This window comes from Exiguobacterium acetylicum, from assembly GCF_022170825.1.
GTDB classification, from domain to species: domain Bacteria; phylum Bacillota; class Bacilli; order Exiguobacteriales; family Exiguobacteriaceae; genus Exiguobacterium_A; species Exiguobacterium_A acetylicum_B.
On the sequence record NZ_CP081878.1, the window covers coordinates 2,527,919 to 2,541,572 of the forward strand.

Annotated in this window: 13 protein-coding genes; 1 reads left to right on the forward strand and 12 read right to left on the reverse strand. The window is 48.9% G+C overall.

The window, feature by feature from the left end:
* Positions 1-67: 67 nt before the first annotated feature.
* From whiA to hprK, 10 genes are all read right to left on the reverse strand, one after another.
* Positions 68-1,024, reverse strand: a complete 957-nt coding sequence (gene whiA, locus K6T22_RS13290; RefSeq protein WP_238237733.1) for a DNA-binding protein WhiA — start codon at positions 1,022-1,024, stop codon at positions 68-70.
* Positions 1,021-2,019 (reverse strand): gluconeogenesis factor YvcK family protein, encoded by a 999-nt coding sequence (locus K6T22_RS13295; RefSeq protein ID WP_035409984.1) that lies wholly within the window; start codon positions 2,017-2,019, stop codon positions 1,021-1,023. Before K6T22_RS13295 ends, whiA begins: the two co-directional genes overlap by 4 nt.
* A complete protein-coding gene (gene rapZ / locus K6T22_RS13300; protein ID WP_050678698.1) occupies positions 2,019-2,888 on the reverse strand; it encodes an RNase adapter RapZ in 870 nt (289 codons plus the stop codon). Before rapZ ends, K6T22_RS13295 begins: the two co-directional genes overlap by 1 nt.
* A gap of 111 nt (positions 2,889-2,999) precedes the next feature.
* Complete coding sequence (trxB, locus tag K6T22_RS13305; RefSeq protein WP_023469225.1) at positions 3,000-3,962, reverse strand: thioredoxin-disulfide reductase; 963 nt, start codon at positions 3,960-3,962, stop codon at positions 3,000-3,002.
* Between the two features lie 61 nt (positions 3,963-4,023).
* On the reverse strand, positions 4,024-5,508 hold the full coding sequence (locus K6T22_RS13310; RefSeq protein WP_238237734.1) for a tetratricopeptide repeat protein: 1,485 nt from the start codon (positions 5,506-5,508) through the stop codon (positions 4,024-4,026).
* 96 nt (positions 5,509-5,604) lie between these two features.
* On the reverse strand, positions 5,605-5,985 hold the full coding sequence (gene kapB / locus K6T22_RS13315) for a kinase-associated lipoprotein B (protein WP_238237735.1): 381 nt from the start codon (positions 5,983-5,985) through the stop codon (positions 5,605-5,607).
* Positions 5,986-6,015: 30 nt separating this feature from the next.
* Positions 6,016-6,498 (reverse strand): acyltransferase, encoded by a 483-nt coding sequence (locus K6T22_RS13320; RefSeq protein WP_053454175.1) that lies wholly within the window; start codon positions 6,496-6,498, stop codon positions 6,016-6,018.
* Positions 6,482-7,138, reverse strand: a complete 657-nt coding sequence (gene ppaX, locus K6T22_RS13325) for a pyrophosphatase PpaX (RefSeq protein WP_238237736.1) — start codon at positions 7,136-7,138, stop codon at positions 6,482-6,484. Before ppaX ends, K6T22_RS13320 begins: the two co-directional genes overlap by 17 nt.
* Before the next feature lie 3 nt (positions 7,139-7,141).
* On the reverse strand, positions 7,142-7,975 hold the full coding sequence (gene lgt / locus K6T22_RS13330; RefSeq protein WP_238237737.1) for a prolipoprotein diacylglyceryl transferase: 834 nt from the start codon (positions 7,973-7,975) through the stop codon (positions 7,142-7,144).
* Complete coding sequence (hprK, locus tag K6T22_RS13335) at positions 7,975-8,910, reverse strand: HPr(Ser) kinase/phosphatase (RefSeq protein WP_023469231.1); 936 nt, start codon at positions 8,908-8,910, stop codon at positions 7,975-7,977. Before hprK ends, lgt begins: the two co-directional genes overlap by 1 nt.
* A gap of 126 nt (positions 8,911-9,036) precedes the next feature.
* Between hprK and K6T22_RS13340 the strand changes: the two genes are divergently transcribed.
* Entirely contained in the window at positions 9,037-9,420 is a 384-nt protein-coding gene (locus K6T22_RS13340; protein WP_050678702.1) for a hypothetical protein, read from the forward strand.
* A 168-nt stretch (positions 9,421-9,588) separates the two neighbouring features.
* On the opposite strand, the gene K6T22_RS13345 is transcribed toward K6T22_RS13340, so the two are convergent.
* Together K6T22_RS13345 and uvrA are read right to left on the reverse strand one after the other, a co-directional pair.
* Positions 9,589-10,698 carry a DUF4097 family beta strand repeat-containing protein gene (locus K6T22_RS13345; RefSeq protein ID WP_056062976.1) on the reverse strand — a complete coding sequence of 370 codons (1,110 nt, stop codon included), beginning with the start codon at positions 10,696-10,698 and terminating at the stop codon, positions 9,589-9,591.
* 100 nt (positions 10,699-10,798) lie between these two features.
* Entirely contained in the window at positions 10,799-13,654 is a 2,856-nt protein-coding gene (uvrA, locus tag K6T22_RS13350; RefSeq protein ID WP_238240121.1) for an excinuclease ABC subunit UvrA, read from the reverse strand.

Below are 13,654 nucleotides of genomic sequence, written 5' to 3' on the forward strand. Positions count from 1 at the left end.
ATTCGAACATTTAGTTGCATCGACTATATATTATAGTAGACTATGGTTCATCCCGCAAGCGACCCTCTTATAAGGCCCCTGTCATCGACTCGCCATTTCGGATTTTTTCTGCGATTTGATCAATCTTCCGCAACCGGTGATTGATGCCTGATTTTGAGATGGAGCCGCTTTCGACCATCTCACCGAGCTCTTGTAACGTCACGTCTTGGTGCGTGACACGCAAGATCGCAATCTCTTTCAACTTGTCGGGTAAGACGTCGAGACCGACTGTCCGCTCGAGGAACTTGATGTTTTCGACTTGGCGTAATGCCGCACCGACTGTCTTGTTGAGGTTTGCTGTCTCACAATTGACGAGACGATTGACCGAGTTGCGCATGTCTTTCAAGATCCGCACGTCCTCGAACCGCAGCATCGATTGTGTCGCATCGACGAGCTTCAGGAAATCAGAAATTTTTTCGCTCTCCTTGATGTAGAGGATGTGCCCTTTTTTCCGCTCAATCGCCTTCGCGTTTAAATCAAAGACGTTCGATAGACCGCGTAGCGCCGCATTATGTTCTTCGTATAAGCTGAAGATTTCTAAGTGATACGACGACGTCGCCGGGTTGTTGAGCGAACCACCAGCGAGGAACGCTCCTCTTAAATAAGCGCGTGCCTTCCGTTCATCGTTTAAGATCGTATCACTGATTGAACGAATCATCGTGAACCCTTCCCCTAAAATCCCGAGGTCTTGCAAAATCTTATCCGCTTGTTGTTTAACACGGACGATATAGACATTATTCTTTTTCAGACGCATTTTTTTCCGCACGAGCAGATCGAGATGGACACCATATGCTTTTTTCAAAAGCGAGTAGATCCGACGGGCAATCGAAGCATTCTCGGTCGAGATATCGAGTGTCAGACCACGTCCGAGACCGAACGAGATCGCTCCGTTCATCCGAGCGAGTGCTGCGAGTTCCGCCTTCATCTCGTGATCGGTGATCGGAATCTGCGTTAATTCTTTTTTGACTTCTGAGGCAAAGCTCATGTCAACTCCTCCTTTCCTTCGAGTTGACGCATCCGTCGAATCGACAATACTTTTCTCATGACGAGGCTTGCGACCGCATCCGAGTCATGACGAATGAAATGATGATTGTAATCGACGATATCGTCTGCAAGCACTTCAACGCCTGCGAGCTCGAATTGTTTTTCATTATAGGTGACGATGTCTGCGTGATCCTTCTGATATTTCTTCAGGTAACTCGCATCAATCGATTCATTATTGACGATGATTGTATCAACGACCCCTTGTCCGAGGAAACGTTCGAGTGCCGCCAAGTGTTCATTGGCTGTGAACGCTGTCGTCTCGCCAGGTTGCGTCATGACGTTACAGATATAGACGACCGGAGCAAGCGATTGTTGGATCGCTTCCCGGATCTCGTCGATCAAGACGTTCGGGATGATACTCGTATAGAGACTGCCTGGACCTAGAACGATCACATCAGCATCGAGAATTGCCTGAATCGCTTCTGGTACCGGACGGACGTCTTGTTCCTCAAGGAAGATTCGTTCAATCTTCTTACCGACTTTCGGAATCAGCGACTCGCCTTTGACGATTGTCCCGTCCTCGAACTCGGCACATAACGTAATTGTCCGTTCTGTTGCCGGATAGACCTTTCCTTCCGCGTTCAATAGCTGACCCATGACACCAATCGCTTCGACGAACGAACCGTTACAGAGTTGCGTCGCTGCCGTTAACATCAAGTTCCCAAGCGAATGTCCATGCAGACCTTCCCCTGTCTCGAACCGGTATTGCATGATTCGGTCCATCAACGTTTCCGATTTCGATAATGAGACGATGACGTTTCGAATATCGCCTGGCGGCAACATGTTGAATTCTGTCCGCAGACGACCAGAACTTCCGCCGTCATCAGCGACTGTGACGATGGCTGTGATGTCGAGTGGATAATGTTTTAGTCCACGAAGAAGCGTCGATAGTCCTGTTCCACCACCGACGGCAACGACTTTGCGTTCCCATTTCATCACTTCTCCTCCTTCGCATGCACATAATCCCGGTGATTCGTCTCGATATGATACTGCGTCGCGAATTCTTTACTAATCGCTTCAGCGAACGTAATCGATCGGTGCTTCCCACCTGTACAACCGAGGGCGATGACAAGTTGCGACTTCCCTTCCCGCTCGTATTGCGGAATCAAGAACTCGAGCAAGTCGACAAGTTTTTTATAAAACAGCTTGGCTTCCGGCCATTGCATGACATACGACGCTACTTCCTCGTCGAGTCCTGTCTTTGGACGCAGTTCTGGAATATAGAACGGGTTCGGTAAGAAGCGCAGGTCAAACACGAGATCAGCATCGAGCGGTAAGCCATGTTTGAAACCGAACGACATGACGTTGACCGTGAACGGAATCCGTGTGCCTTCCGTGAACTCCTTCAAAAGACGTTCTTTCAACGCTAGTGGTTTAATGTCACTCGTATCAATCAGCATCTGTGCCTTATCACGGAATCCTTCAAGCAACGTCCGCTCACGTTCAATCCCAATCAACGGTGAATCCGTTGGTGCAAGTGGATGCGAACGGCGTGATTCCTTGTAACGACGGACAAGGACATCGTTTCGTGCATCGAGATAGAGCATCCGGATTTGTAAGTCTGTTTTCTTTAAATCCTCATAGACGACAAAAAAGCTGTCGATGAAATCACGCGCGCGGGTATCGATGGCAACGGCGATTTTAGGACGCACTTGTCCAATGACTTCGATGAGATGCGGCAATAACGTCGGGGGTAGATTGTCGACACAAAAATAGCCTAAGTCCTCAAAGCTGTTCATTGCGACAGTCTTCCCAGCCCCACTCATACCCGTGATGATGACAAGTTGCGGTTGATTCTGTTCCATCTTTTCGCCCTCCAGACAACAGTTCCGTGTGTATTTTTCACTTCTTTCTCAGTATATCATAAAAAAAGAGCCAGCTTCACTGAAGTCTCCTTCAATGAAACTGGTTCGTTATTATGCGTGTGAGGATTCTTGTAATTCTTCAAGCAACGCTTCAATGAAATGCTGTGCATTTTGCGCTGCAATCGAACCATCATTTGTCGCTGTAACGACTTGACGAAGTGTTTTCTCACGAACGTCACCAGCAGCAAAGATTCCTTTGATGTTCGTTTCCATTGCTTCGTTCGTTACGACATACCCTTGGTCGTTCAAGATACCGAGATCTTGGACGTAGCCCGTGATTGGGTTCATCCCGATGTAGATGAAGACACCATCGATCGGATGCGTCGTCACGTCAGCTGTTTTTGTGTTAATCAGCTCGATGCCGCCGACTTTCCCGTCTTGTTCGTTAATCTGTTTGACCGTATGGTTCCAGATGAAGTCGATTTTCGGGTTGTCGAACGCACGTTTTTGAAGAATTTTTTGAGCACGAAGCTCATCACGACGGTGTACGATCGTGACTTTTTTCGCGAAGCGTGTCAAGTAGACGCCTTCTTCAACCGCAGAGTCGCCTCCACCGATGACGAAGAGTTCTTTTTCTTTAAAGAACGCACCATCACAAACGGCACAGTATGAGACACCGCGACCGCCGAGCTCTTCTTCACCCGGTACGCCGATTTTTTTATATTGTGCACCAGACGCGATGATGATCGCCCGTGCGTAGTAATCTTTGTTGTGTGCATGAATTGTTTTGTATGCTTTACCGTCTTCAATGCTCCGAACGTCTCCGTACGCATATTCTGCGCCGAATGCTTTCGAGTGGTCGAACATTTTTTGTGAGAGATCTGGTCCGAGGATGCTATCGTATCCTGGGTAGTTCTCGATATCTTCTGTGTTCGCCATCTGACCGCCCGGAATCCCGCGTTCGATCATCAATGTCGAAAGGTTCGCACGTGATGCGTAAAGTGCAGCTGTCATCCCAGCAGGACCTGCCCCGATGATGATGACGTCATAAATTTTTTGTTCTGTTTCCGCCATGATTCCACCCCATTTTTAAATGTCATTGTAGTTTGAGTATAGGTGAGAATCGCCTAAACGTCTAACACTTTGCTTGTAGCGGTGCCAGCATCCGTTCATGTGTGCGGATCATCGATGCAACATGATCAAACGCACAATCGACGAGCGATGCACATTCTTCGATCAACATCCCGTCCCGCAAATCATGGAACAGATAGAGGAGTGATGCCGCCGATGCTTCGATTGAATCAAATGACTCGCCGCTTAAGACGAGTTGCGCGAAGCGTTCGTAAAAATCACCTTCAAGACTCATTCGTTCTTCGTCTGAAACAAATCGTTCCGCTAGGCGAATCGTCTGTAATGCCCGGTGAATGCGTTCATCCACGACATCAGTCCGACCTTCCATCTCGATGATGATTTGTTCCGTTAACAAAAGGACATCTTCGCGGTCCGTCACTTCTGGCATCATCGACAACGCAAGCCGTGCTTCAGCATCGTTCAGTTTGCCAAGGAGAAGTGCCGTAAAGATGCGTGAGACATCATCTTCTGTCTTCAGCGCTTGAATAAGTGCTGAACGAAACTGTAAGTTGTGGCGGATGTCATACGTATCCGTTTCTTCCTTTAACGCTTGTGCTTCGTCTGACTTCAAGAAAGCTGCTGCTTCTTCGACATGCCCTGTTTTATAAGCAGAGATTGATAACCAGTGCCCAAAGAGCGGATCTCCGCGATAACCGCGACGTTCGAGTAACTTCAACTCTTCATAGGCGATATCGTAACGACCGATGATTGCGAGCGTTGAGGCAACCTTATACCGTGTCTCCAGATGCACGGAACGGACGTGTTCGAGCTGACGAGAGAGACGGTGCGCCTCTTCGTCCTGTCCCATCTCGTGTAACAAGACGAGCGTGTTACAAAGGGCATGCAAATTGCCCGGGTTTCCTTCAAGGACCCGTTCGAGGGAAGCGAATGCTTGATCGTTCTCTCCTAAATAGAACTTGACGATCGCGAGGTTGTTGTAGGCAGGCCAGAACGTCGGGTACTGAGCAATCAGTCCAGTCAACGTCTCCTGTGCCGCGAACAGCATCCCTTTATCGATCTGGCGCTGTGCCTGACCGTGCAGACGAATCAATTCGTCTTCTTCATCGTCTTCCATCTCTTGTTCGAGATCAATCAATTCCACGAGTGCGGCCGATGCCTCCGCGTGTTTACCGTTTGGTGCTTGCTCTAAATATTCCATCGCATGTTGTCGCGCTTCTTCATAAAGTGAGACGTGTGCGTAGTTATTCGCTAAATAAAAGAGTGCTTCCGTATTTGATGCGTCGAGTGCACGAATCTGTTTCAAGACATCATTCGCATGATTGATTTCTCCTGTCTCGAATAAGACACGGGCATAACGGAGCAAATAGCGGATGTCCGCTGGCTGAAGTGTCGTCGCCTCATCTAAATGATAGACGGCTTCGTCCAGTCGCCCTTCCCGGTGCGCCTTCCGTCCGCGGAAATAAAAAAGTTCCGCTTGGCGCGCTGTTATCGCAAAGGGGTCTGCTTTGTATTTGGTTAATTCCATCATGATTCAAGCCCCCATAAATAGTAAACTGGTTTCGTAGTTGCAGACACAAGAATACCCTATCTCTAGGAGGCATGCAACAGAAAAAAACGCCGGAGTTCATCCCCAGCGTTTCGCATAAATCGATTCCAGTTCTTTGTAATTCTCTAAGCATTTTCGTACAAAAGCATCCGTTTCCGGATTCAGTCCCTCAAGACGTGCCACGTCCTTGTCATATGCTTGCCGTAAGCTTGTCGCATAATCCGGAATCTCTCCTTCATATGCATAAACGACTGCGGGCGAAACCGTGATCTTTTCGTGCTTATGCAAGGCAGTTCGGATATGAAAGAGTGGGACATCGACTTGATTCGGTTGATGGAGATCTCCTTGAACAGGATGCTTTTCAACAGCCAATACCTCAACGACGAGACCTTGTGGACGTTCGGCGAATAATCTTCCGAAATACTTTCCTGTCTTATACGTAAAGCGGATGTGCGTCATCTTTTTTCCTTCTTCCTTCTCACAGTTTTGTCACATTTCGTGCCGACGAAGTGGCTGACTCGAGACGCGTTCGTTCGGTGCGATGTCCCGGTGAACGACGGACCCAGCACCGACAACGGCGCCATCTCCGATCGTTACACCCGGTAGGATCGTGACGTTCGCACCAATCAAAACGTTGCTTCCGATGACGACATCGCCTAAGCGGTACTCCGTCGTCAAATATTCGTGACAGAGAATCGTCGTATTGAAGCCGATGATCGTATTGTCACCAATCGTGATCCGTTCTGGGAACATTGTATCTGGCATCACCATCAAGGCAAGTGCCGTCTTCTCACCGATCTTCATCCGAAGACAGGTCCGGTAGAGCGCGTTCTTGAAACGTAGCGATGGCGTAAACCGACCAATCGTAACGATCGTAAAGCACCACATCACTTTAAAGAACGACACGGTCCGGTACATGTGCCAGAGCGGATTCGTCGTTCCGACCTGAAAGCGATCAGTTCGCCGAGCCATTTTGTTCCTCCAGCCACGTAGCGAGATGATCCATCGAGTCGATGATGACATCCGGCTCGAGTGCCTCTAAGTACGCGCGTCCTTTGATTGCCCAGCCGACTGCGACCGTCTTCAGTCCCGCGTTCTTACCACCGAGAATGTCCGTATCGTTGTCTCCGACCATGATCGTCTCGTCTGCCGTTGCCCCAAGCAACTGCATCGCTTTTTCGAACGGTTCGACCGCTGGCTTTTCTTCTGTTACGTCGTCGGCTGCGATGACGGCGTCAAACAGTGACGTCAAACCGAACAACTCGATGCCGCGTAGGGCGACACGACGGCTCTTCGACGTGACGACCGCCATCTTGTAGCCTGCTTCATGCAGGCGACGTAAGCCGTCGAGCACACCCGGATACTCGAGCACGAGCGCGTCATGCATGGCGATGTTATAGCTGCGGTAAAACGCAACCATCTCTTTCCATTCTTCTGCGTTCAATGCTGAGAATGATTTTTCTAGCGTCGGACCGATGAACGGAAGCAATTCCGCTTCCGTGAACGTCCGGTCCGGATAATAGTAACTGAGTGTATGCTCGAAGCTTTTTAAGATCAAAGGATTCGTGTCGATCAACGTTCCATCTAAATCAAACAGTAGTGTGCGAATCATCGATTACTTCGCCTCCTTTTTCGAACCGTCCAAGTAACGAACGGCGTTGCGGCGAACGACCATCATGATGACACCGAAGATGATTAGACAGATCGAGACGATTTGTGCCGTCCGGAGTCCATCGCCCATCATCAAACTATCCGTCCGGAGTCCTTCGATATAAAAACGTCCGATTGAATACCAGACAAGATAACCGAGGAAGACATACCCACGACGTGGATTGAACTTCATCCGCCAAACGATCAACAGAATGACACCGATGATGTTCCAAATACTTTCATAGAGGAACGTCGGTAAGTAGTACGTCCCATCAATGTACATCTGATTGATGATCCAGTTCGGTAAGTGCAGCGTATCTTGTAAATACGACCACGTCGTCTCGCCACCGTGCGCTTCTTGGTTGAAGAAGTTACCCCAGCGTCCGACGGCTTGACCGAACAAGAGTGACGGTGCCAAGATATCAGCAATTTGCCAGAACGAAATCTTTTTCTTACGTGTATAGATGATGACCGTCAAGATCGCACCGATAATCGCACCGTGAATCGCAATTCCACCTTGGCGAATGTTGATGATTTGGTCAAGATGCTGACTATAGTAGTTCCACTCGAACGCGACGTAGTAAATCCGGGCACAGATGATACTGATCGGAATCGACCAGATGACGACATCGACGGCATACTCTTCATTAAAGCCAATCCGCTTCGATTCGAAGATCGCAATCAACAGTCCGACGACAGCACCGAGCGCGATGACGATCCCGTACCAGTAAATCGGTACTGGACCAATCTCAATCGCTACGCGGTCAAACGTTGGTTGTACCGAGGCTAAAGTTCCCATCAAAGACCACCATTCCCATCTTCAATTGCTTGTGCGAGACGTCCCGCGAATTCTTCTGCTGTGTTGATGCCCATGTTTTTCAGACGATAGTTCATCGCTGCGACTTCAATGATGACAGCAAGGTTTCGACCGGGGCGTACCGGAATCGTCAGGAATGGGATTTCCGTATCGATGATTTGGAGTGTCTCTTGATCGAGACCAACGCGGTCATAGACTTTCGACTGATCCCAAATCTCGAGGTTACAGACGAGGCTGATCTTCTTGTGCGAGCGAACAGCACCTGCACCAAACAATGTCATCACATCGATGATTCCGATTCCACGAATCTCAAGTAGATGTTGAATCAATTTCGGTGCGGTTCCGACTAGAATCCCGTCACCTGTTTGACGAATCTCGACCGAATCATCCGCTACCAGGCGGTGACCGCGTTTGACGAGTTCGAGTGCCGTTTCCGATTTACCAACACCACTTGCACCTTTAATGAAAACACCGACACCATAGATATCGACGAGGACACCATGCATCGCTGTCGTTGGCGCGAGTTCCGCTTCAAGGAAGTTCGTGATCTGTGACTCGACCGATGTCGTATGCCCTTTTGTCGTCAACAGTGGCACGTTCGTCTCATCTGCGGCTTGGATGATTGCTTCCGGTACGTCAAATCCACGTGTGATCAAAATACCAGGTGTTTCATCCGTACAAAGGACGTTCGCTCGTTCGCGTTGTTCCTCGTACGTTAAATTATTGAAGAACGTCAATTCCGTTTTACCGAGAATTTGAAGACGTTCCGCCGGGTAATAGGCATAATAACCGGCAAGCACAAGGCCAGGTCGGCACAAATCGGCCGTCAGAATCGGGCGATGTAAGCCCTCTTCTCCCGTAACGATGTGGAGATTAAATTGTTTTACGATTTCAGCTGTTCGCACTTTTGGTTGCACGCTTCATCAGCCCCTTTCACTTGAAGTATTGTACCATATTTTTATTCGGTTCATGGAATTGGATTAGAAGCTTGATTTCTTGGGAATGGAATAAAGAGTTAATATTTTGAAGGAGGTTTTGCCGTGATGTCAGGCGGTGGTATCGGATTCATTTTAGTCATCATTTTATTTGCAGTTCTCGCGATTGCTGGTTTCGTCTATCTCATCATCTCGTTGATTGATATGTGGAAAGCGTACTCCCGTAATCAAGATCAAACAGCTCTTTTATTCTTCATCATTTCGATTATCGGGATCTTCATCAGTGGGTCGTTCATCTCCTACGTCCTTGCGATCATCTTCTATTGGAATCGCGCACGTGGAAAGAGTTGGCTCGGCATTGGTTTGATTCTCGTCTCGATCGTTCTTGCGATCATCGGCGTCATTGCCTTACTCTCGTTCGGTTACGATATGAACAATATCGAGAACATGAACTTCGATGAACCAATGATGGATCAAGATTACGACTATTGATTTAACGTACACCTATCTTCTTCGATGAGGATAGGTGTTTTTGTATGTGCAGACGAAGCCGCGGCTTGTGTCTCGCTTGAGGAAAGCACGCAACGCGGATACGGCGTCAGCGGATACGATGCCATAAAAAAAGCGCAACCTCTTTTTCAAGAAGTTGCGCTAGTATGCTTATAAAGCTTGTGGACTGAGGTGAACACCGTGCGTAACAGAAATCGTACCTGTCTTCGTATCGGCTTCGACTTCAATTTTTGGTGAACGACCGCGACCTGATACGAAATGGAGCTTCCGGTTAACGATCTCTTTTTGATCCCGGATTAATTCCATGTCGTCGAGGTTACAGTTGAGACCACCGAAGTTCGTCTCGAGCTCACCATAGACTTCAGCGCCATGCGGCAACATCAAGGCGATGCTTCCAGCAAGCGACGACGCTTTGACTTTCGCGTTTTGCGCTGTCTTCAGTTCGCAACGCACATTTCCGTTCGCTGTTTTCAGTTCCGAGCGTTCGAAGACACCCGTCGTGATGATCTGACCGTTTGCTGTTTTCGCCTTCAAGACCTTCAACTCTGACTCTTCGATTTCGATCGAGCCGTTTGCTGTTGATACTTTGACATCTTCACTGAAGAGGTCACGAACGTTGACTCGACCGTTCGCTGTCATCAGTTGAGCGGACGTCGTATCGAGTGACGATAACGAAATCTCACCGTTCAACGTCTGTAAAACGAATGATTCGTAATGGCGACGTGGCACTTTCAGGTGGACCGTCGCACGGACACTCTTATCCTTTAGACGGATGGAGAGCGTATTTGCTGAAACCGCATGTTGGACGGCTGCCTGAAGTTGCTCAAGCGCTTGCTCTTCCGTCACCTGTTGGCGACGAAGCGGACGCCCCGTCACCGTCAACTCACATTCCTCAAGATCACTCGGTTCAACAACCAAGTTCGCATTGAACAAATCGACATGAACCGTCTCTCCGCTGAATGGGAATTGTTTGACGTAGGTAACGTTCGGACCTGACGCCTGATTGAGTGAAAGATCACTGTCCTTGATCCGGCTGACGAGATTATCGAAGGCTGACATGACTTTCGTCGTCAGCGAATCGACGGAATACTGGTCGACCCGATCATACTGTTCTGGTTCATCGACGTACTTATGTTCACTTGCAGAAGTAGCACGTTCGTCGATCGCTTCGAGTCGCTCGAGTTTATCAAGTGCCTCATCAATCGTTAACTTCCCTTCTTTGACTTGCTCCAATATTAATTGACGCATATCTTGCTTCATGAACCGTTCCCTCCTATTCTTGAACCTCAAACGTGTGTTACATAATACTTTCGTTTAAGTTCCCTTAGTTCCTCCCTACGAATCCTCATCCACAAAAGTTTCACGATTCAATTCGTGCCGCATCCCGTTCAAGGACTGGAGCGAGATAATGTCCCGTATATGATGCTTTGACTTCAGCGATCTGTTCCGGTGTACCGGCAGCTACGATTGTTCCGCCACCGTCGCCCCCTTCTGGTCCAAGATCAATCAAGTAATCCGCTGTCTTGATGACATCTAAGTTGTGTTCGATGACAAGTACCGTATCACCATTGTCGACGAGACGTTGCAAGACTTTCAGGAGACGCGCGATATCGTGAACGTGCAGTCCTGTCGTCGGCTCATCGAGAATATAGATCGTTTTACCGGTCGAACGCTTATGCAACTCAGACGCCAGTTTGACGCGCTGTGCTTCCCCACCGGACAGTTCCGTCGCAGGTTGACCGAGACGCATGTACGTCAGACCGACGTCAGCAATCGTCTGCAGTTTCCGGGTGATCTTCGGAATGTTTTCGAAGAACGCGAGTGCATCTTCGACCGTCATCTCAAGGACATCGGCAATCGTTTTGCCTTTATATTTTACTTCTAGTGTTTCGCGGTTATAACGTTTCCCATGACAGACTTCACACGGTACATAGACGTCCGGTAAGAAGTGCATCTCGATCTTGATGATTCCGTCTCCACGACACGCTTCACAGCGTCCACCTTTGATGTTGAAACTGAAGCGTCCTTTTTTGTATCCACGGAGTTTTGCTTCATTCGTTGAAGCAAAGACGTCACGGATATCATCGAAGACGCCAGTATAGGTCGCTGGGTTCGAACGCGGTGTTCGACCAATCGGCGACTGATCGATGTCGATGACCTTGTCGATTTGGTCAAGACCAGTGATGCCTTTATGGGCACCTGGTTTTTCCTTCGCCCGGTTCATCTCGTGGGCAATCGTCTTATAGAGAATCTCATTGATCAATGTCGATTTCCCGGATCCCGACACACCCGTCACAGCAACGAACAAACCAAGCGGAATGTCGACATCAACATTCTTCAGGTTGTTTTCCGACGCTTTGTGGATGTGGAGCATCCGACCGTCTGGCTCTTTGCGTGTCGATGGGACAGGGATGAACTTCTTCCCGGACAAATATTGACCAGTCAGCGAGTTCGCATCCTTCATCAATTCTTCTGGTTTACCAGCTGCCGTGACAAAACCACCATGATCCCCGGCACCTGGTCCGATATCAATCAAGTAGTCCGATGCCATCATCGTATCTTCATCGTGCTCGACGACGATCAACGTGTTCCCGAGGTCACGCATCGCTTTTAATGTATTGATCAAGCGATCATTATCGCGCTGGTGCAAACCAATCGATGGTTCATCGAGGACGTAGAGGACGCCCGTCAGACGCGAACCGATTTGGGTCGCAAGACGAATCCGTTGTGCTTCCCCACCGGATAAAGTTCCCGCTGCACGCGAGATCGTCAGGTAATCGAGACCAACGTTTTCGAGGAACGACGCCCGTTCATGAATCTCCCGGACGATCATCCGCGAAATCGTCTGATCCTTCTCACTCAATTTCTCTGGTAGTTCGTCAAAGAACATGACCGCTTGTTTGACGGACATCTTCGTCACTTCACCGATATGGTGATCGGATACTTTGACAGCGAGTGATTCCCGTTTCAAGCGGTGTCCTTTACATGTCGGACACGCCTTCTTCGCCATGTAGCCTTCCATCTGTTCACGGATATAATCAGATGACGTTTCTTTGAAGCGACGTTGTAAGTTATTGAGGACCCCTTCAAAGTAAAGATTTGTATTTCGAACCATCCCGAAGTCGTTCTCATACCGGAAGTGAATCTCTTCTTTTGTGTTTCCGTTTAAGATCGTTTCGCGGTGTTCTTCTGACAACTGCTCGAACGGTGTATCCATATCAATCTTGAAGTGGTCACAAACCGCTTTGAGCAATTGAGGATAATACTGCGAACTTGTTGGTTCCCAGGCAACGATTGCCCCTTCGTTCAATGACTTATCGGGATGTGGCACGACGAGATCGACGTCGACTTCAAGCTTCGTCCCCAGTCCATCACATGACGTACAAGCACCAAACGGTGAGTTGAACGAGAACATCCGTGGCTCGAGTTCACCAATCGAGAAGCCGCAAATCGGACAAGCATGGTGTTCACTGAACAAGAGTTCGTTTCCATCCATCGTATCGACGATGGCACGACCGTCAGCAAGGCGAAGCGCTGTTTCAAGTGAATCGGCGAGACGGGCTTCGACGTCTGGTCGAACAACAACACGGTCGACGACGACTTCAATCGAATGTTTTTTATTTTTCTCAAGCGTGATCTCTTCCGCGAGATCAAGTGTCTCTCCGTTGATGCGCACACGGACGAAGCCCTCTTTCTTGAGATCGTCGAGGACTTTAACGTGCGTTCCTTTTCGTCCGGAGACGATCGGCGCGAGGATTTGCAGACGCGTCCGTTCTGGTTGCTCCATTACTTGGTCAACCATCTGACTGATCGTCTGACTCGAAATCTCGATTCCATGATTCGGACAGATCGGTTTCCCGATCCGTGCGTACAACAGACGCAGATAGTCATAGATCTCCGTGACGGTTCCGACCGTTGATCGTGGGTTTTTACTCGTCGTTTTCTGGTCGATCGAGATCGCTGGACTTAGTCCTTCAATCGTGTCGACATCCGGTTTATCCATCTGTCCAAGGAACTGACGGGCATAAGCAGATAAACTTTCGACGTAACGGCGTTGTCCTTCAGCGTAAATCGTGTCAAACGCAAGCGACGATTTCCCTGACCCGGACAAACCCGTCAAGACGACGAGCTGGTCACGGGGAATTTCGACATCGATGTTTTGTAGATTATTGACGCGAGCGCCTTTGATGATAATCTGATTCTTCTTTTCTCCCAA